18 protein-coding genes are annotated in these 18,337 nt (G+C 65.0%); 4 read left to right on the top strand and 14 right to left on the bottom strand.

Features of this window, described 5'->3' with window-relative positions; genetic code table 11:
* Positions 1-2: 2 nt before the first annotated feature.
* The 12 genes from ACAM54_RS21725 to ACAM54_RS21670 all read right to left on the bottom strand — a co-directional run bounded on the left by ACAM54_RS21725 (position 3) and on the right by ACAM54_RS21670 (position 12,199).
* Complete coding sequence (locus ACAM54_RS21725) at positions 3-416, bottom strand: DUF3613 domain-containing protein (RefSeq protein WP_369648901.1); 414 nt, start codon at positions 414-416, stop codon at positions 3-5.
* Entirely contained in the window at positions 413-1,348 is a 936-nt protein-coding gene (locus tag ACAM54_RS21720; protein WP_369648900.1) for a hypothetical protein, read from the bottom strand. Before ACAM54_RS21720 ends, ACAM54_RS21725 begins: the two co-directional genes overlap by 4 nt.
* On the bottom strand, positions 1,345-2,301 hold the full coding sequence (locus ACAM54_RS21715; protein WP_369648899.1) for a type II secretion system F family protein: 957 nt from the start codon (positions 2,299-2,301) through the stop codon (positions 1,345-1,347). Before ACAM54_RS21715 ends, ACAM54_RS21720 begins: the two co-directional genes overlap by 4 nt.
* The gene (locus tag ACAM54_RS21710) at positions 2,298-3,302 is read right to left on the bottom strand and encodes a type II secretion system F family protein (protein WP_369648898.1); all 1,005 of its coding nucleotides are present in this window, start codon (positions 3,300-3,302) and stop codon (positions 2,298-2,300) included. Before ACAM54_RS21710 ends, ACAM54_RS21715 begins: the two co-directional genes overlap by 4 nt.
* A complete protein-coding gene (locus ACAM54_RS21705; protein WP_369648897.1) occupies positions 3,295-4,611 on the bottom strand; it encodes a CpaF family protein in 1,317 nt (438 codons plus the stop codon). The genes ACAM54_RS21710 and ACAM54_RS21705 overlap by 8 nt, the downstream gene beginning before the upstream one ends.
* Before the next feature lie 6 nt (positions 4,612-4,617).
* On the bottom strand, positions 4,618-6,003 hold the full coding sequence (locus ACAM54_RS21700; RefSeq protein WP_369648896.1) for a CpaE family protein: 1,386 nt from the start codon (positions 6,001-6,003) through the stop codon (positions 4,618-4,620).
* A complete protein-coding gene (locus ACAM54_RS21695) occupies positions 5,943-7,316 on the bottom strand; it encodes a type II and III secretion system protein family protein (RefSeq protein ID WP_369648895.1) in 1,374 nt (457 codons plus the stop codon). Before ACAM54_RS21695 ends, ACAM54_RS21700 begins: the two co-directional genes overlap by 61 nt.
* Before the next feature lie 53 nt (positions 7,317-7,369).
* A complete protein-coding gene (cpaB, locus tag ACAM54_RS21690) occupies positions 7,370-8,374 on the bottom strand; it encodes a Flp pilus assembly protein CpaB (RefSeq protein WP_369648894.1) in 1,005 nt (334 codons plus the stop codon).
* Between the two features lie 82 nt (positions 8,375-8,456).
* Positions 8,457-8,939, bottom strand: coding sequence for a prepilin peptidase (locus ACAM54_RS21685; protein ID WP_369651883.1), 483 nt, complete (start codon positions 8,937-8,939; stop codon positions 8,457-8,459).
* 36 nt (positions 8,940-8,975) lie between these two features.
* Positions 8,976-9,152, bottom strand: coding sequence for a Flp family type IVb pilin (locus tag ACAM54_RS21680; RefSeq protein ID WP_369648892.1), 177 nt, complete (start codon positions 9,150-9,152; stop codon positions 8,976-8,978).
* A gap of 414 nt (positions 9,153-9,566) precedes the next feature.
* The gene (locus ACAM54_RS21675; RefSeq protein ID WP_369648891.1) at positions 9,567-11,009 is read right to left on the bottom strand and encodes a murein L,D-transpeptidase family protein; all 1,443 of its coding nucleotides are present in this window, start codon (positions 11,007-11,009) and stop codon (positions 9,567-9,569) included.
* On the bottom strand, positions 11,009-12,199 hold the full coding sequence (locus ACAM54_RS21670) for a tetratricopeptide repeat protein (RefSeq protein ID WP_369648890.1): 1,191 nt from the start codon (positions 12,197-12,199) through the stop codon (positions 11,009-11,011). Before ACAM54_RS21670 ends, ACAM54_RS21675 begins: the two co-directional genes overlap by 1 nt.
* A gap of 361 nt (positions 12,200-12,560) precedes the next feature.
* Between ACAM54_RS21670 and ACAM54_RS21665 the strand changes: the two genes are divergently transcribed.
* Both ACAM54_RS21665 and ACAM54_RS21660 read left to right on the top strand, forming a co-directional pair.
* Complete coding sequence (locus ACAM54_RS21665) at positions 12,561-13,274, top strand: response regulator transcription factor (RefSeq protein ID WP_318646665.1); 714 nt, start codon at positions 12,561-12,563, stop codon at positions 13,272-13,274.
* A 148-nt stretch (positions 13,275-13,422) separates the two neighbouring features.
* Complete coding sequence (locus tag ACAM54_RS21660; RefSeq protein ID WP_145740198.1) at positions 13,423-14,439, top strand: tripartite tricarboxylate transporter substrate binding protein; 1,017 nt, start codon at positions 13,423-13,425, stop codon at positions 14,437-14,439.
* A 30-nt stretch (positions 14,440-14,469) separates the two neighbouring features.
* Here the strand turns inward: ACAM54_RS21660 and ACAM54_RS21655 are convergent, their stop codons facing one another.
* Both ACAM54_RS21655 and ACAM54_RS21650 read right to left on the bottom strand, forming a co-directional pair.
* On the bottom strand, positions 14,470-15,942 hold the full coding sequence (locus ACAM54_RS21655) for an esterase-like activity of phytase family protein (protein ID WP_369648889.1): 1,473 nt from the start codon (positions 15,940-15,942) through the stop codon (positions 14,470-14,472).
* A 98-nt stretch (positions 15,943-16,040) separates the two neighbouring features.
* Positions 16,041-16,826 (bottom strand): IclR family transcriptional regulator C-terminal domain-containing protein, encoded by a 786-nt coding sequence (locus ACAM54_RS21650; protein WP_369648888.1) that lies wholly within the window; start codon positions 16,824-16,826, stop codon positions 16,041-16,043.
* Positions 16,827-16,983: 157 nt separating this feature from the next.
* Between ACAM54_RS21650 and ACAM54_RS21645 the strand changes: the two genes are divergently transcribed.
* Together ACAM54_RS21645 and ACAM54_RS21640 are read left to right on the top strand one after the other, a co-directional pair.
* The gene (locus ACAM54_RS21645) at positions 16,984-17,685 is read left to right on the top strand and encodes a 3-oxoacid CoA-transferase subunit A (protein ID WP_369648887.1); all 702 of its coding nucleotides are present in this window, start codon (positions 16,984-16,986) and stop codon (positions 17,683-17,685) included.
* Complete coding sequence (locus ACAM54_RS21640) at positions 17,682-18,332, top strand: 3-oxoacid CoA-transferase subunit B (RefSeq protein WP_192322421.1); 651 nt, start codon at positions 17,682-17,684, stop codon at positions 18,330-18,332. Before ACAM54_RS21645 ends, ACAM54_RS21640 begins: the two co-directional genes overlap by 4 nt.
* Positions 18,333-18,337 lie beyond the last annotated feature (5 nt).

Raw genomic sequence — 18,337 nt, 5'->3', positions numbered from 1 at the left:
ACCTATTTGGCGTCCCCACTTCCGGTGGACGTCTTCACCGTCGAACTCATCCGCTCCGGGATCGGAAAATCGAAGCTCTTCAGATAACGCTCATAGCTCCGCTGCGCGATGTTTCCTGCAATAGGACGCGGCGTCTTGGAGGCGATATCGCCGCTGCGTTGCCAGGCAAGCAAATCTTGTGTGGCGTCGCCGACTTGCAGCGGCGCATAGGCAGGCTCCTCGGGGTCCATGGCGTCGTTCTGAGACGGGTCGACCGACGTTTGGGCTGTGGTCAGCGTGCCTTCGGCCTGGGACGCGATGGCCGGTCCGGAAGGTGCCGAGCCTTGCGCAATGACCACTGGGGACGTGGCGAGGAGGGCAATGGCCCAACCGCAAGCGGACAAGGTCCGGAAGACGGTTTCGCATTCTTTCTTCATGGGGTACCTCTTGCGGGCGAAATCGGTGATGAAGGTGTCGAGGAGGCGGTTGCCGCCGGATTCGACTGGATGGCGGTTCGTATGCTGGTCAGGTTCGACCAGCGCGAGGCCTTGAGCACCAGAGGGGGGGCGGTTTCGTCACGGACTGGCATCCCTGCTGCGAGGGGCACCGTGGGAGTCGCGGTTCTTCCGCCGCGAAGCTGCAGCGCGGCTTCCTTGACAGCCGAACGCGCGGCGGGCGGCATTCGATTCGCATCCATCATTGCCGCAGCCTGCTCCTGCTGATTGGTGAGTTCCAGGTACAGCGCAAGATTGGCCTGGGCTTGCGTACTGTCAGGGCGAAGCTGCAGCGCCTGCATCAATGGAAGCCGGGCTTCATCGATCGAGCCTGCGCGCAGCTGGGCATAGCCCAGATCACTCAGCAGCAGGGCGTCCGTGGGCGTGTGGCGTTGGGCTTGCTTCAGGAGCTGCACGGCCTCGGGGTAGTTGCCGCGCGCGCCGGCCAGCAGGCCCAGTCCCCGGTAGCCTGCAGCTTCGAGCGGCGTGCCCAGCAGCCGCTTGTAGGCCGTTTCGCTCTGCGACGCTTGACCCGTCTGCCGCAAGGCGTCGGCACGCAAACGCGTGGATTCGGGTGAAATCCCCCATCGCTGCTCGAGCGCGTCAATGTGCGCCAGCGACGCGAACCAGAGGTTCTCCCGCTGCATCTGTTCGACGAGCTTCAGATAGGTCTCTTTCGTATCGACGGAGGTTCCCGCCTTGGTGTCTGCGGCGACTTCCGCGGCCAGGCGCTGCTGGGCGTCGGCGCTGGCTGCGTACTGATCCTTCGAGGTGGCACAGCCAACGATGGCGAATGCCAAAAGGCAAGAGGCTGCGCGGGCCCCGAGCGGGCCTCGCGCGCGATGCAGCCGGAGTTTCAAGGAGTGGATGTTCATTTGGCGACTACTCCCAGTGAGCGGAAGATGGCTATGAAACCGGGTCCGCCAGTCACGATGACAAGCGCGGGCAATAGCGTGACGACCATGACGACGGTCATCTTCACGGTGATCTTCCCGATGCGCTCTTTCATTTCCGAGCGGCGCCGTTCGCGCAACCGATCGCCGAAAACGCGCAGGGGTTCCTGCACCGCGCCGCCATGGCGGTCGACCTGTACCAACAAGGAGACCAGGCCGCGCAGGTCTTCGTTGCCATGGAGTGTGGCCAGGCGATGGAGTGAATGTTCGCGCGTTCGCCCCTGGCTGTATTGCCGGTTGGCAATGGTCAATTCGTAGCCGAGCACGCGCAGCACGTGCGAGAAATCTTCGGCCATGATCTGCAGGCTTTGATCGAGGCTCAGGCCCACGCCTTGCAAAAGTTTCAACAGATCGATAAAGAGGGGCAACTCGCGTGCAATCCGCTCACGTCGACCGGCCGCGATGCGGCCGAGCACCCATTTGGGCGCCATGAACCCCACCACGAATGCTGCGATCAGCACCACGGTGATCGTGCTTTCAGTCCACAGGCTCCGGCAAACGAAATAGGTGAGCACCGGCAAGAGAAACGCGAGCAGAAGGCGGGTGACCAGAAGGATCAACTGCGCTCGCTTGGAGGCGAATCCGCATCGGTCGATCAGTCGCCGGTCTTCATCGGCGACAAGGGCCCGTCCGATTCGTGAATCGAGCCAATGGAAGGGGAGTTCGATGTCGGAGGCCGCAGACTCCGATTCGGTCTCGACGGGTAGGGTGAGATCGAACGGCGCTGTCGTGTCCCGCCGGAGAGCCCGGCCGATCACTTTGCCGCTGCGCGCGCGACGCAATTCCACTGCAATCAGCGCACCAGCCGCGATCATCAGGCCCAGCGCGAGAAGCGCAAGGCTGATGGTGGCTAATTGATCGGGGGTGAAGTTCATGCCAGCTTCGCCAGTCGATAAAGGAGGCCGGCACCCAACAGCTGCAGTCCGAGCGACGAAAAAATCAAAACACGCCCGGTCTCGTCATTCCACATGCCCATGAAAAAGGCGGGGTTTGTCAGGATCAGGAATGAACCTACACCCAGCGGAAGGAGGCCCAGAATCCAGGCTGAGAGGCGAGTCTCCGCGGACATCGCGACCAGCTCGAGTTCAGACTGCTCGCGGTCGCGCATGAAGTTGGCGACCCGTTCAAGCAACAGGTCGGCGCGGCCACCGTAGCGCACGCCGAGTCCCAGGATCGATGCCAGCAGGAACATTTCTTCCACGCGCACATTGCTCGCTGTCTGATGCAGTGCGCGATCGAGATCCACGCCGGCGCGCACCAAGGCCGCAGACCGCTCCATGTGGCCGCGCAGAGGGGCTTGTGTTGTGGCAATCGCGAGCTGGAATGCGGCCTGTGTGGAGTTGCCGATGGTGATCAGACGCACCATCGCGTCGATGTACGCGGGCAACTGGCTGATCAATTGGCGGCGAACTTTCTGAAGCCGAAGCCATACCGCGAAGACCGAAGCTAGAACGAGCAGGAACAGCACTCCCACAGCAGCGATCAGTCCACCGGAGAGTCCTGCCAGCAGACTCAAGACAAGAATGCCGATCGCAGCAAACGTGGCGACCTTGGGCGGAATGATGCCGAGCAGCCACTCGGGCAAGATCGTTTCCATCAAACTCTTCCGAGGAGCCGCAGTGGCAGTGGCCTCTGTTTGGAGCCATGGATCCGAGGTGATGCCGGGAATGAAGCTGTCCGAAGGCGTATCACGCAAAGGTGTTTGCACGTTCGGGGGGGCCGCCGTCACGTCCGCATTGCTCGCCAGGATCTGTTGCTCAAGGTGCCGCCCGGTCGCTTGTTGGGTCTGCCGGTTCTTGGCCCATTGCCAGAGCAACAGGCCGCCGGCTGCCAACAGCAGCGCGATGCAGGTCACGATGAGCAATGCTTCACGCACGGCTATCCCCGTTCTGCGCGCGTGCCATGGACTGGCGGAACCGGGTGATCTTCGGCGAATGGGGCGCTATGCCCAGCGAGATCCAGCGGTCGCGTTCCTCGCCATCCGGTGAAACGATCGGTTCGTAGCGGTAGAGCTCCTGCATGGCCACTACGTTGTCGTTGACGCCCGTGACTTCGCTGAGCGAAATGATGCGCCGCTGGCCATTGGAGAGCCGGCCGATCTGAACTATGAAGTCGATGGCATTGGCAATCTGGCGGCGCAAGCTGACTTCGCTGCCTTGGTAGCCTGCGAATCCTGCAAGCATTTCCAGCCGGTACAGGCATTCGCGCGGCGAACTGGCATGGATGGTGCCCATCGAGCCCTCGTGCCCGGTGTTCATGGCCTGCAGCATTTCGATGACCTCGGCACCTCGCACTTCACCGACGATGATCCGGTCGGGCCGCATGCGCAGGCTGTTGCGCAGCAGGTCGCGGATCGACACCACACCGGTGCCGTCGAAGCCGCCGGGCCGGCTCTCGAGCCGCACCACGTGACTGGTGCCGAGCGAGAGTTCGGCCGTGTCTTCGATGGTGATCACGCGCTCGCGCGCTGGGATGAAGCTCGCAAGCGCGTTCAGCAGCGAAGTCTTGCCGGAGCTGGTGCCGCCGCTCACCAGCACATTGCAGCGTGCCCGTACCGCGATCTCGAGCAACTGCGCCATGCCGGCGTCAAAGGTGCCGAGTTTCACCATGTCGGCTGGCGTGAGCGGCTCCTTGCGGAACTTGCGGATCGATACCGAGAGGCCGTCAATGGCCAGCGGCTCGATGATGACATTGATGCGGCCGCCATCGGGCAGGCGTGCATCGACCATCGGGTTCGACTCGTCCAGCCGGCGGCCCAACGGTGCGAGGATGCGGCGCACAATTCGCATCACATGCTCTGCATCTGCGAAGCGTACGGTCTCGCGCTCCAGCATGCCGTGGCGCGATACGTAGACGTTCTGGTAGCCGTTGATCAGGATGTCTTCGACCGCGGGATCGTTGAGCAGGTCTTCCAACGGACCAAAGCCTGCAAGCTCCTTGGTCAACGCGTCGGAGATGAGCTGCATCTCGCGGTCGTTGATGGGCACGCGGCGCAGGCGGACGAAGCTGTCGACCTCCAGTTCGACGAACTGTTGGATGGAAGCACGCGACCAGCGTCCGAATTCCGCGCCGAGCTCCTCGATGCGGCTCAGCAGATGGTCGTGCGTCCAGCTCTTGATGTCCTGGAACTGCTGCGAGTTGATGAAGGCCTGGTCGTCGTCGGCAAATTCGATATCGTTGGACATATGGGCTCAACCTTCGTTTGAACTCTTCCAGAAGCCGGTGATCTGCGACATCAGCGCAGTCCAGCGTGGATCCTTGGGCGGGGGTTGGCCTGTGACGGACATGTATTCCTGATGCAGCGTGCGGGCCAGGCCGCCAACGGCCTGCGCGTAGGGATCGTTGCGGGCGGTGCGCACGAGCATTTCGCCTCGGCAACCAGCGGCCAGCAATTGGGTGCCTCGGTCAGGCAGCACATGCTGCAGCGGCAGTTCGAGACGTTCGGCGATGTCCTTGGCCGACAGGCCGACATGGCGGTCGAACTTGTTCACGACCAGCATCAGCCGCTCGATCTCTACATTGCGTGCGCGCAGTTCCTTGAGCATGTTGGCCGTCGACACGATCGCCCCGATGCTCTGGTCGCACACCACCCAGGTGTTCTGCGCTTCGCGCACGGTCTGGGCCATGAAGTCGATGGTCGAGAACCCGCCGAGATCGGCGATCTGGAAGTCGAAGAAGTCGGCCAGGCGCCGGATCAGGGTGACGGAGTCGGCATGGGAGATCTCGCGCACCTGCGCCAGGTTCGCCGGCAATGGCAGCACGGCCACGCCGCTGGCGTGGTGCGCCAGCGCCGTGTGCAGCAGGGTTTGGTCCAGCCGCCGCAGGTTGCGCACGCCATCCACGAAGCTGAAGCTGCTTTGCGTGTTCAGATACAGCAGGCCGTCGCGTGCAGGAAGGCCCAGGTCGAGCAGTGCGACGCCATGTCGTCCGCTGCGGCCAGGCGGCCGTGCGGGCGCTTGCGCCAATTGATCGTGCAGTGCAAGGGCCAGGCTCGTGGCCAGCGTGGTGACGCCCAGGCCAGCGCGCGCCCCCAGGAGAGCGAGGGTGCTGCCGCGCAGGCCGCCCGGGAGCGAGCGCCGCTTTTCGAGGAGGGCGCGCAGGGTGCTCACAGCCTCGGCAGGAGCGGCCGAAATGTCGATGAAATCGTCCACGCCGGCGCGAAGGGCCGCGAGCATTGCGGCGGGCTGCGAGGAAACGCCGGCAGCGAGGACGGGCAAGGTGGGCCAGTCGCGCTTGAGCCGTTGATGAAGCTCGCCGGCCGCTGCGCTCTGTTCGGGAGAAAAGTCGATGAACACTGCCACCGGGCCGAGCAGCGAGATGCGCTCGTCGATCGACTTCGTGTCCTGGCTTAGAACGACCACTGAGCCTTCGTGGCTCAGAGCATCGGTGAGCCAGGTGATGTGACTGCCATTGGCCGACGCGAAAAGATAGGTTTCGCTGCCTATTTCGGGGAGGTTGTCGCGAGGGGCGTTCATGGTGCCGTTCAGCGATGCGGTGATCGCATGACTTTCATCCATCAGCGAGAGAAGCCCGGTACTGCCGTGTTGGCCGCACCGCCGAGGAAATGCGAGCGCCATACGGCGCCATCGCGCTGTTCGGCCCCGCCGGGGAGATACGGCGTCAGATCGGTGTTGCGTGCAATGGGCTTGACCAGATGGGGTGTGACGAGAATGACCAGTTCCTTCTCGCTCATCTGGTACTTGTTCTGACGGAAGAAGGTGCCCAGGATCGGGAGGTCGCCGAGCAGCGGTACCTTGTCGACGTTCGACGTCGTGGTTCGGCTGACGAGCCCGCCGATGATGAAGCTCTCTCCGTCACCCAGTTCCACCGTGGTATCGGCGCGGCGGGTGGTGATCGCGGGCACGGCAACGCCGCCGATGCTGAGCGAGTTGGTGTAGTCGAGATCGCTGGCTTCCGGCGCCACCTTGAGCACGATGCGGTCGTTGGACAGCACGGTGGGCGTCAAGGTCAGGCCGATGCCGAAAGGCTTGTATTCGATGCTCGTGGTGCCCAGCCCCTGCGGCGCGGGCACGGGCAGTTCTCCGCCGGCGAGGAAGCTGGCGCTCTGGCCCGACATCGCGACCAGGGTGGGCTCGGCGAGCACCCGGGCCATGCCGTTGCCTTCGAGGAATCCGACATTCAGGCCAACACCGGCCTTGCCGAAATTGAACAACAGGCTGAAGGCTTGCGCCAGCGGATTGTGATACTCGCCACTGATGGAGCCGTTGGACGCGAAGGTGGTGCTGCCGAGCGAAGACGGCCCGAAGACCCCGAAGCTGAACCCGTTCGAATTTGCGCGCGTACTGAAGATGTTCAGGCCGGCCTGCTTGAGCACGCTTCTGTTGAATTCCACCACCTTCACTTCGACCTGGACGGTGTTGCTGCGCACATTGACGACAGACCGGTCGATGAGTTCTGCCTTGTCGGCTGCGCCGGCCATTGCCGTGTCGCGCGCCTGCTGGTGCGCGGCGACGCTGTCCATGGTTCCGGAGAGGGTCGCGCTCCGGCGCCGAACCTCGATGGCGTAGGTGGTTGCCGCAGCGCCGCCCTTTTCCCAGACCATCAGCGTGGTGCGTCCCGCCGCTTTGCCGGTGATGATCAGCCGCGCCGCGGGAGAACTCGGCGTCTTGCGTGTGACGGTGACTGCCGCCACGGCTTCATCGGCGATGGCCATCCGTTCGATGCCCTTGTCGATCAGCAGCTCCTGCTGCGTCCCGGCGTTGAGGATCAGCGGTCGCTGAGGCTGTGCGCGCACGGCCTGGGCATCCGCCGCGTTGGTGGCAAGAGGCCAGCCCACATGGGCCAGCGCGCACAGGGCGATCAGCGACGAACGCATCAGCGACGGTGCGCCCGGAAGGCTGTTCGACGGTTCGCGTGGCGTGTAGGGCATGTGGCTTCTTTTCTCGATGACGGGCGTGACGGCAGTGGAGGGGGGCGCTGCACTCAATAGCTCATGGTTTCGCTGCGGTCGCCGCGAATGACTTCGACCTGAAGGCCGCCGCGGGTGGTGCCTGGCTGGGAGCTCCGGGTGCCGCCGGAAGCGGCGCGTGCTTCGTTCAAGGCGGGGCGGCCGGCGATGGTCTTGCCGCCAGTCACGAGATCCACTGTCGTCAGACCTGCCTGTGCACGGTCGAGCCCTTCCAAAGGTGGACGCCGAGGCTCGCCAGGCCGAACCGAAGCGGGCTGCAATGCCGTGGGGAGGTCGGCGAAAAGCTTGGGGTCGGGTTCCGCCATATCGTTCGGATTGCGCAGCGCCAGCATCAATCGACCTGTCGCGTCGCCGATCGTGAGGCGGTTCACGTCATCCACGGGTACGGCCAGCACCGCCGTGCGGGCTGCTTCGGCCCGCTGGGCTTGCTGTTGCTGCTTGTCCGCTGTTTTGGAGGGAACACCATCAACGGATGCAGAGCCGAAGGCGAGCACGCGTTTGCGAGACAGAAGCAGGCGTGCCTGGCTGCGGTCCACATCTTTGCCGTCCGACTTCAATGTGATGAACACGTCGACGAAATCCCCAGGCTGGATCTTGTTGCCGACGCCCATGATTTCGTCGGCCTTGATGGCGACGGCGCGCTCGCCTTCTCCCACGCGAAGGGCCAGGCCTGACACCAACTGGTTCTCCATCACCGGCGAGCCCTCAGAGAGGTCGAGAACCGGGACACGACCGGCCGCCGTTGCCACTTCCTGGAAGGCGCCAGCGGGATTGACGGTGAGGCGTTCGACGCGCAGGGCATCGGCCGGGATGGCTTGACCTGCGGGCAAGGGCTTTGATGCGACCACGACCGGATAGGTGAGCGTCTGTTGGGTCTGGGTCTGGGGCTGATCGGATGCGGGGGGCGTCGTAACTGCCGTATTCGCAGGCGCCTGTCGACCAAGCATCCAGGCATAGCCGCCTAGCGCGATGGCCAGAAGGACCAGGATGGCGGCGACGATTTTGGTGAGATTGATCATGGGCGGCGGACTGAAGGAGGGAAGCAAGCGATCACTGAAAGTGAGATGAAGGGCCTGCGAGACGGAGCAGAGTTGGCTGTAGCTAACTCTGTCGCTCCCAAACCATCCACGCCGCCGCAGCCAGCGCTAAGTAGGCTGCGTAAGGAATGATGCGAAGCCGGCCGTCGGAGACGCCGGGTTGGGACGTGCGCGACGGACCGGCAAGCATCAAGGTTAGTCGCGGAAAAAAAGGCCAGCGTTTAAGAGCCAGCCAAAGAAAGCTATGGGCGCCAGCCATCAGACTGGCGATGATCCAGATAGGCACCAAGCCTGATAGGCCGACCCACAGTCCAAGGGCGCCGGTGAACTTCACGTCCCCTGCCCCCATGAGTCCCCTGGCATAGAACACGAGGAGGCACCCAAAACCAATAGCAGCCCCGAAAAGGCTCGAGCGCCAGCCATTGTCAAAAAGAGGGCTGCCAAACGCCAATGTCGCCAGAGCCAAAATGGCTCCGGCGAGCACCAACCAGTTTGGGACGCGGCGTTCTCGAAAATCATAGACGGCAACGGCGATGAGCCATAACAAGTATGTTGACGCGAATGCCATCATCTCGAGGGGAAATTACACCGCCGTTCCACCAAGGGCAACGAGGACTGCATTGAATTTGCTCTTGACCTGCGTGCCCAAATTGGTAAGAACAAGAACGAGAACCGCTGCAATCAAGCCCGCAATCAACCCATATTCAATTGCAGTAGCACCTTCTTCATCGCGCAGAAAACGAGTAATAGAGCGAAGCATGATTTCCCCTTAAAAAAGTGTTAACAAGTGAGGCTGGCCAGGTGGATGTTATACAGCGTAACTCCGTGTATCAACAACAGTAACCCGTGGGTTCAAGGCCTTCCTGTGCTAGGCCGTATGGTCTAAGCAGGAAGGCGGCCAGCCCCTCGCCGTCCCCAGGAAGCCCTCGCCCGGAAGCATGAGTAACAGTCCTGGAACACATTTTTCCCTCTGACACGGTGTATGCGCATCCCATGAATGAGTGAACAACGTTACGTTTCTTGGGAACATTCAGCCGGTGTTTGTTACGGGAACAAAGTCGTTACGTGTTACGTAGCACGCGGTTGTAACGGTAGATGTAACGCCCAAGATAGGTGCGTTGCTTGTGCAAAAAGTCACACCTATGGGGTACCTACCCCTCCGCCGAGAGGGGTCTCAGCCGAGGATTTCTTCGTGGAAAAGCTTCCACTCGCTGCCTTGGCGCAGCCAGTACTGGCGCCTGGTGCGCCCGCTTTTCTCGCCTTCGAAGACTTCGCCGAAGGTGGCGACCATGGTGTCGTCGCCGTCGCGCCAATGCAGGAAGGACATGTCCTTGAACTGCACGCGTTTGCCCTGGGCATATTCCACTTCGTCGTGGAGCACCGAAAAGCCGTCGGTGTTTTTCTTGCTGCTGCTGTTGCGCTGGAAATCGGGCAAATAGAATTTCTTCAATTGCGCTTCATTGCCATTGGCCCTGGCATCTTTCCAGGCCGAAATTGCACTGGTGAAGGTCTGGGCTTCCTTTTCGGCCTGGGGGCGCGAAATCCACTGCAGGCTGGGCGCGGTGACCACGGGGGTGGCGCCGATCTGCACCTTGCGCAGCAGTTGCTTCAGGTCGGGGTTGGCCATGACGACGCAGCCGTCGCTGGCCAGCGGCGCGCGCGAGAACTGCTGGGGCGGGGTGCCGTGCAGCCAGATGCCGCTGCCGGTCTTGCCGCGCCGCACGTCGTAGGGGTTGGGGTAGTTGATGGGCAGCGCGCCGGCGCCGTAGAAGTCGCGCAGCGACTTCGGGTCGAGGCTGCTGGTGACGTAGTACACGCCCAGCGGCGTGCGCGCATCGCCCTCGCTGGCCTTGCCGATGCCCGACTTGCCGACCGAAACGTAATAGTCGGCCACCAGCTGCAGCCCCTTGTCGGAGTTCTCGAGCAGGTAGAGCCGCGAGCGCGAGGCGTCGACCGCAATGGCATAGCGGCTGCGCGTGGACAGCGCCAGGAACTGCGAAGGCACGGTGCCGGCCGGCGGCCTGTCGCGCAGAGCCTGCAGGCGGCGGCGGGATTCCTCGCGCAGGTCGGCCATGGCGGGGTCGCTGCGCAGCCGCGCGATGCCGGTGGCGTCGGAAAAGGCGTGCGCGGGCGGCACCTGGGTTGCGAGCAGGTCGGCATAGACGAGCTGCGCGAGCTGAAAGTTGGGATAGTCGCGCACCAGGTCGCGGGCCTTCGCCAGCGCGGGGCGCGGCTGGCCGCGTCCGAACAGTTCGTAGACCGCGATCAGGCGGGCTTCGGCGCTGCTGGCCTGTTGCAAGGCTGCGGAAGAAGATGCGGCTGCCATCTTGCTGCGCGGGGCGCCCTTGGCTGCCGCAGCGGTTCTTGCGTCTGCGGCGGAAGCCTTTTTTGCCGTCCTGGCCTTGGCTTCCCGGGCGGCTGGACGGCCGGCCGAAGCCTTGGCCTTGGCGCCGCTGGTCTTGGCGTTCGCGGACTTGGCGTTCGCGGACTTGGTCGATGCGGCCGCGCCGTGTGTTGCCAACAGCAGGGCCGATGCCGCCATGAGCGCGGCAAGCATGTTCGCGCCGCGCCGCAGCGCGGGGTTCCGAAGCCGGCTGCGCCGGACGATGTCTGCCACTAGCCGCCGACGCTTTCCTTGCGAATGTGCCACTGGTTGCCGGCGCGCTGCAGTTCGAGCGTCTTGCGGCTCGAGATGTTGAGGTTGTCGGCGCGGTAGATCTGGCGGAACTTGGCGGTCGCGGCTTGTCCGTTGACGCTGATCACGAGGTTCTCGATGTTCACGCTGATGCTCGACTTGCCGACGATGCGCGCGCGGCGTTCTTCTTCCCAGCTCTTGCGGCTTTGTCCGCCGCCGGGGTTGAAGTCGGCGCCGTAGGAGGCAAGGTAGCGGTCCATGTCCTGGCCGGCCCATGCGGCAGCCCATCCGCGCACGGCCGATTCGACTTCGGCGGTGGCGGTGGAAGAGGGCGCGGCGGCCGGTGCTGGCGCGGGCGCCGCAGGCACCGGAGCAGCCTCGGGTGCCTTGGCCACCACCGTGGGGGGCGGTGGCGGTGCTGCAGGCGCTGGTGTGGCTGCGGGAGCCGCTGCTGCCTTGACGGGTGCCGGTGCAGGCGTGGGTGCGGGCGCGGGCGCCGGAGCGGCAGGCGCCTTCGCGACGGGAGCGGGCGCCGGAGCAGGTGCCGCAGCCTTCGCAGCCGGCGCCGCGCGGGACGTGGCATCGGGCGCTGCCGCCGCGACAACAGCGGAGGGCTTGCCGCCGGCCGGCGCCGGCGTGAACAGGGTGCGGATCACCGCGAGCTTGGGCTGCACCGCGGTGTTGTTCTGGTCGAGCTGCAGCGCCTTGCTGTAGGCCTGGCTGGCCAGCCGCGCATACACGTCGCCGAGGTTCTCTTGCGCGGTGGCATAGCTCGGGTTGGTGCGGATGGCGCTCTCGAGCGCGCTGCGCGCCTTGTCGAACTGGTTCTGGCTCGCGTAGATGACGGCGAGGTTGTTGTAGGGCTCGGGCAGTTCGGGGGCGTCCTGCGTGAGCTGGGTGAAGGCGGCAATGGCCTCGGCGCGCTTGCCGGTGTCGAGCTGGATCACGCCCTTGAGGAAGCGCATCTGCGGGTCCTTGGGCTTGTCCTTCAGGAAGGCATCGGCGCGGGTCATGGCCTCGTCGAGCTTGCCGGCCTGCATGAGCCGGTCGACTTCATCATGCTCAATGGCGGCGAGCACCGGCAACGCCATGCCACAGGCGGCGGCCAGGAGCAGGGCACGCACGGTGGGTGAAAAGCTGAAGCGCGTGCGCGGCAGGGGGCTCTTTGGCATTGCGGACGAGACCTGGTAGGGGGAAGGAATGATGCGGCAGGGATTGTAAGTGGGGGAGTAACCTTCGGACACAGTGCGGGCACCCGAATTGACCGCTTCAAACCTGTGTGGCCGAGGGGTGTGTTACGTAACAGGCGCTGTGGCAAATGCGTAACGCGAGGCCTCAAAAACGGCCGTTCCAGCCGCACCTTCCAAGCCTCTGAAAAGCAGGTCCAGAGCCGGTTCGCCAATGAAGATCGAAGTGCCTGCATGCATCGAAATGCCGGGCGCCACACTGCCTCCCCGGCCGGGCATCGTTCATGCAATGTTCAGGCCAAAGATCAATCTCGGCACGCCTTGTGCGGCCGAAAGGAAAGTGCGCGTGGCCAATCAGATATCCGCCGGCAGCCCTGGTGCCGGCATGCGCGGTGGCACCCTCGTCGTCGAGGGCAGCCCGAGCGTGTCCGAGCGCATGCGGCGCATTCTTGCCATGGCAGCGCCCGGCCTGCAGCTGGCGGCCGCTTCGACGCAGGCCGAGGCCCGCTTCATGCTGGCCGCGCAGGCCTTCAGCGTCGTTCTCGTGGGCATGGACGGGCCGGAGACCGATGGCGCGGCATTGATCCGCCACGTTCGCACGGCCCATCCGCACATCGACGCCATCGCCATGTCGGAAACCGACGATGACGGCCTGGTGGGCGCCGCCATTGCCGCGGGTGCCGTGGGCTACGTGCTGACCGAGGCCGACGATGCCGAACTCGCGTTCCTGCTGCGCTCCATCGAACGCGGCGGCGCGCCGGTGGATTCGCGCATTGCGCGCCGCATCCTCGGCCTGTTCGCGGCCTCCGCCCAGCCGAAGCCGATCGCCATCCAGCCCATGCCCGCGGGCCCGGCAGAGGGCAAACCGCTGCTGTCGCCGCGCGAGCTGAAAGTGCTGCGCCTCATTGCCCAGGGCTGGAGCAACCAGCAGATCGCCGAGGCGGTGTCGCTTTCGGTCAACACCATCGAGTTTCACGCGAAGAACATCTACCGCAAGCTGTCCGTCAAGTCGCGGACCCAGGCGGTGCACCAAGCCACGCAGCAGGGCCTCTTCAACTGACACGGCGCGGATCGAGGCGCGGAGGCTGGCGCGCGGGCGTGCCTGCAACAGGGTCAACGGTTGCGCAATGCAGCACGATCCTGTAACGTTCTGTAAGTGCGACGTCAGCAACGTTGCCGGACTCTCTCCCACTCTTTCTGGAGCCATCTTGAAGATCACCAAACGCCGCTTGCTCGAAAGCGGCGCAGCAGCAGTTGCCGCATCGCTTTTTGCACCCGGTTCGTGGGCCCAGCGCGCCGGCACCGCCGCTGCCGGCGGCGACGCCGCCTGGCCGACCAAGCCTGTTCGCATCCTCGTGGGATTTCCCGCCGGCGCATCGCCCGACCTGGCGGCGCGCGCCATTGCCGAGCCGCTGTCGAAGATTCTGCGTCAGCCGGTCACGGTCGAGAACAAGCCCGGCGCCAGCGGCAACCTGGTGGCCGACCAGGTGGCCAAGGCGACCGACGACCACACCATCGGCGCGCTGATCAACGGCAATCTCACCATTGCCAGGCTGCTCAATCCCAAGCTGAGCTTCGACCCCGAGAAGGACTTTGCGCCGGTCGGCATGATCGGCACCGCACCGCTGGTGCTGGCGGTGTCGGGCAACGCCCCGGGCAAGACCTCGGCCGAACAGCTGCTGTGGGTGCGCAACCTCGGCAGCGGCGGCAAGTACGGCACGCCGGGCGTGGGCACGGTGGGCCACCTGGGCATGGAACTCATCAAGAGCCGCGCCGCCATCACGGCGCAGCACAAGCCCTATACGGGCAACCCGCAGGTCATTGCGGGCCTGCTGGCGGGCGAGATCCAGTTGGCCCTGCTGCCGCCCGGGCTGGCCCTGCCGCACGTCAAGTCGGGAAAGATCAAGGCCATTGGCGTGACCTCGCCCGAGCGCAGCCCGCTGGCGGGCGAGCTGCCCACCATCCGCGACGCCGACGTGCGCGGCGCCGACCTGGAAATCTGGACCGCGCTGGCCGCGCCCGCGGGCATGAAGCCCGCGGCCATCGCCAGGCTCAACGCCGCGCTGGTCGAAGTCATCAGCTCGGCCGACGTGAGCCAGGCGCTGCTGAAGACCGGCTGGCAGGCCCAGCCCGGCTCGCCCGACGCGCTGGCCAAGCGCATGCGCGCCGACACCACGCGCCTGGGCGGCGTGATCATCATGAAGGGCATCCAGTCGGAGGGCTGATGCCCTCCGGGGCCCGCACCGGGGGCGTCGTCAGGTCTTCGGCGTGCCGCGCTTGAACAGCGGCTGCTCGAAGCGGATCGTGATGATCTCGGTGTCGTCCGGCTTTCCGGGCACGCGGCCGTCCTCGCTCGGGAAGTTGGTGTCGATGGCGACGGCGAGCGTGTAGTCGTCCACCACCTCGACGCTCTCGACGGAGTCGAAGGGCATGCTGAACTTGCCGTTCGCGACGTTGGCCAGCGGACCGCCGATGTCGGCGGGGTCGGAGATGTTCAGCAGGTCGACCAGCAGCGTCTTCTTGAGCGCGCCGTCGGCGTCCTTCACGTCCAGGTCCACCATGTAGAGCCGCTTGACCACGGCTTTCGAGCCGTAGAGGCTGTCGCGCTCGATCAGCACGAACCTGTTGCCGCCGATGTTGGTCATGTCGCCGATGACGATCTGGTTGTCCTTGGCAGGCCCGTCCTTCCTGTAGACCGGGTTCTTGCCGGTGTAGAGCATCGAGGCGGGATCGAACTCGAAGAAGTTCAGGTAGCGCTCGTCGTCGGCCACCGGGCGCAGCGAGGCCAGCGATGGCGCTGCCTCGGGCACCGCATAGAGGCGGGTCTTGTCGCCGTTGAAGGCCAGGCTCTCGAAGCCGCGGCTCGAAAGCGAAGTCGCGGTGGCGCCTTCGTTCATCACCAGCGGGTTGGACGGACTGCGCAGGAAGGGATGCGGCACCGGGTCGGCCATCAGCGTGCCGTCCTTGTCGAAGTGCAGGATGTAGGGGCCGAACTCCTCGCCCACGAAGTAGGTGCCGTCGTTCGCGCGGGCGATCGACTCGACGTCGAGATCGAAGCCCGTCAGCAGGCGCCCGCTGACGATGCGCGAATCCACCGGCTTGCCGCTGTCGACGAGGTTGTTGCCCGAGACCGTCTGGTAGTTGGCGAAGTCGGCGGTGATCTTCAGGTCCACGCCCTTGCCGTCCTTCAGGAAGCCCTTGGCGTCGTTGAAGGCGATGTGGCTGTTGGCCTTCACGGTGCCGGGAACGGTCGTGCCGTTGGCCACCGTGCGGAAGTCAATGCTGACGTTGTAGAAGCCGACCACGAAGTCGCCGGAGTTGCTCTTGCTGCCGTAGCCGTTGTCGGGCATGGCGGTCCAGGTGCCGTCGTCGTTCTTCAGCAGCGCCGAGAAGCCGGGCAGCGGCTGGCCGTCGACGAAGGGCGGCGTCACGCCGAGTGCGCTGGTGATGAACTGACCGGTGGTCGGGCCGGGCCAGCGGAAGCTGTCGGGCAGCGAGGCCCAGCCGGTGAGCTTGTGCGGCAGGCCGGCGCTGGGGTCCTGCGGTGGAGGCGCAGGCGCAGGCGAAGGCGCGGGTGCAGGGGCCGGCGAAGGAGCGGGCGTGCCCGCCATGGGCGGAAAGACGATGCCGTTGTTGCCACCGCCGCCGCACGCGGCGAGGACTGCGGATGCAACGGCCGCAATCGCCAGATGGCGCGGCAAGGCGGACGAGATGAAGCGACTGGACATGATTGACCCTCCGGTTTTGTTGTGGGGGTGCAATCTAGAGAGCCGGTGTGACCTGGCCGTGAATGTCCTTTCGCTCAGGGCGAATCGGGGGGGGGCGCTCAGAGCAGCCGCGAGATCCGGTCCGCCGCTTCGCGCAGTGCGGGCAGCATGGTCTCCTGCATCACCTTGGCGCTGGTGCGGTTGGCCTGGCCGCTGATGTTCAGCGCGGCCACCATGCGGCCCTGGCGGTTGACGATGGGCGCCGCCACGGAGATCAGGCCTTCTTCCAGCTCCTGATTGACCAGGCACCACTGCTGCCTGCGCGCCTGCGCCACCTTGGCCATGAGGGCATCCACGTCGGTCACCGTGTGCTTGGTGAGCGCCTGGCGGTCGGAGGCCTCGAGCCGCGCGCGCACCTCGTCGTCGCCCAGGTCGGCCAGCAGCAGCCGGCCGAGCGAGGTGCAATACGCCGGCAGGCGCGAGCCCACGCCCAGGCTGATGTGCATGATCTTCTTGGTGGGCACGCGCATCACGTAGACGATGTCGGTGGCATCCAGCACCGCGGCCGAGCAGGACTCCTGCACCTGCTGCACCAGCGCTTCCATCACCGGTTCGGCGCGGTTCCAGATCGGCATCGAGGAAAGATACGCAAAGCCCAGGTCGAGGATGCGCGGCGTGAGCGTGAAGAGCTTGCCGTCGGTCACCACGTAGCCCAGCGTCTGCAGCGTGAGCAGGATGCGCCGCGCGCCGGCCCGCGTCAGCCCGCTGGCGGCCGCCACCTCGCTGAGCGTCTGGCGCGGCGCGCTTTCGCTGAACGAGCGGATCACCTGGAGCCCGCGCGCGAACGACTGCACGTAGCTGTCGCCGGGGGCGGGGGTCTCTGTTTGCGGGGTATGGGTTGCCATGTGGAGCGATCCTCTTTAGAATTCATTATACGAACAAATGTTCTTTAGACGAACAATTTGGCGGTTCGCAGAATCGGCCGGTTGGGTCGGATGGTTTGGGCAGGTCGTTCGCACGGTTCGGTTTCTCTTTCTTTCCTCACTCCCGGAGACAAGCTTCATGATCAACAAGATCGCGCGCTCGGTCGCCGATGCCCTTGCAGGCATCCAAGACGGCGCCACGGTTCTCATCGGCGGTTTCGGCACCGCCGGCATTCCCGGCGAACTCATCGACGGCCTCGTCGAGCAGGGCGCCAAGGACCTCACCGTCGTCAACAACAACGCCGGCAACGGCGACACCGGCCTCGCCGCGCTGCTCAAGGCCGGCCGCGTGCGCAAGATCATCTGCAGCTTTCCGCGCCAGGCCGACAGCCAGGTGTTCGACGGGCTCTACCGCAGCGGCAAGATCGAGCTCGAACTGGTGCCCCAGGGCAACCTCGCCGAGCGCATCCGTGCCGCGGGCGCCGGCATCGGCGCCTTCTTCTGCCCCACGGGCTATGGCACGCAGCTCGCGGGCAACCGCGAGACCCGCGAGATCGACGGCGTGCAGTACGTGCTCGAATACCCCATCCAAGGCGACGTGGCGCTCATCAAGGCCGAGCGCGGCGACCGCTGGGGCAACCTGGTCTACCGCAAGGCCGCGCGCAACTTCGGCCCCGTGATGGCCATGGCCGCGAAGAAAACCATTGCCACCGTGCACGAGATTGCCGAGCTCGGCACCCTCGATCCCGAGGCCATCGTGACCCCGGGCATCTTCGTGCACCAGGTGGTGCGCATCGAACGCGTGGCCACCCAGGCCGGCGGTTTCAAGAAGGCAGCATGACCATGACAACTTACCAACGTCGCACCAAGGACCAGCTCGCAGCCCGCGTGGCGCAGGACATCTTCGACGGCGCCGTCGTCAACCTGGGCATCGGCCAGCCCACGCTGGTGGCCAACCACTTGCCCAAGGGCCGCGAGGTCATCCTGCAGAGCGAGAACGGCATTCTCGGCATGGGCCCCGCGCCCGAGGCCGGCGAGGAAGACTACGACCTCATCAACGCCGGCAAGCAGCCCGTGACGCTGCTGCCGGGCGGCTCGTTCTTCCACCATGCCGACAGCTTCGCGATGATGCGCGGCGGCCACCTCGACATCTGCGTGCTCGGCGCGTTCCAGGTCTCGGCCACCGGCGACCTGGCCAACTGGCACACCGGCGAGAAGGATGCCATTCCCGCGGTCGGCGGCGCCATGGACCTGGCCATCGGCGCCAAGCAGACCTGGGTCATGATGGACCTGCTGACCAAGCAGGGCGCAAGCAAGCTGGTGAAGGAATGCAGCTATCCGCTGACCGGCATCGCCTGCGTCAAGCGCGTGTACTCCGACCTGGCCACGCTCGAATGCACGCCCGAGGGCCTGAAGCTCGTCGACCTCGTCGAGGGCCTGAGCCGCGAGGAACTCGAGAAGCTGGTCGGCCTGCCGATCGCTGCCTGATCCCA

Source organism: Variovorax sp. V93 (assembly GCF_041154485.1).
In the GTDB taxonomy this organism is placed as follows: domain Bacteria; phylum Pseudomonadota; class Gammaproteobacteria; order Burkholderiales; family Burkholderiaceae_C; genus Variovorax; species Variovorax beijingensis_A.
Note: the sequence above shows the minus strand (reverse complement) of the source record. Positions and strands in the feature narration are given on the sequence as shown.

Bases quoted from the DNA above. Each gene is read 5' to 3' on its own strand.
- ACAM54_RS21700 (WP_369648896.1), bottom strand. From the start codon at position 6,003: ATGGCGCTCGCATTTCCTCGGCGGTGCGGCCAACACGGCAGTACCGGG.
- ACAM54_RS21695 (WP_369648895.1), bottom strand. From the start codon at position 7,316: ATGCCCTACACGCCACGCGAACCGTCGAACAGCCTTCCGGGCGCACCG.
- ACAM54_RS21715 (WP_369648899.1), bottom strand. From the start codon at position 2,301: ATGAACTTCACCCCCGATCAATTAGCCACCATCAGCCTTGCGCTTCTC.
- ACAM54_RS21720 (WP_369648900.1), bottom strand. From the start codon at position 1,348: ATGAACATCCACTCCTTGAAACTCCGGCTGCATCGCGCGCGAGGCCCG.
- ACAM54_RS21680 (WP_369648892.1), bottom strand. From the start codon at position 9,152: ATGCTTCGCTCTATTACTCGTTTTCTGCGCGATGAAGAAGGTGCTACT.
- ACAM54_RS21650 (WP_369648888.1), bottom strand. From the start codon at position 16,826: ATGGCAACCCATACCCCGCAAACAGAGACCCCCGCCCCCGGCGACAGC.
- ACAM54_RS21655 (WP_369648889.1), bottom strand. From the start codon at position 15,942: ATGTCCAGTCGCTTCATCTCGTCCGCCTTGCCGCGCCATCTGGCGATT.
- cpaB (WP_369648894.1), bottom strand. From the start codon at position 8,374: ATGATCAATCTCACCAAAATCGTCGCCGCCATCCTGGTCCTTCTGGCC.
- ACAM54_RS21640 (WP_192322421.1), top strand. From the start codon at position 17,682: ATGACCATGACAACTTACCAACGTCGCACCAAGGACCAGCTCGCAGCC.
- ACAM54_RS21645 (WP_369648887.1), top strand. From the start codon at position 16,984: ATGATCAACAAGATCGCGCGCTCGGTCGCCGATGCCCTTGCAGGCATC.
- ACAM54_RS21705 (WP_369648897.1), bottom strand. From the start codon at position 4,611: ATGTCCAACGATATCGAATTTGCCGACGACGACCAGGCCTTCATCAAC.
- ACAM54_RS21725 (WP_369648901.1), bottom strand. From the start codon at position 416: ATGAAGAAAGAATGCGAAACCGTCTTCCGGACCTTGTCCGCTTGCGGT.
- ACAM54_RS21670 (WP_369648890.1), bottom strand. From the start codon at position 12,199: ATGCCAAAGAGCCCCCTGCCGCGCACGCGCTTCAGCTTTTCACCCACC.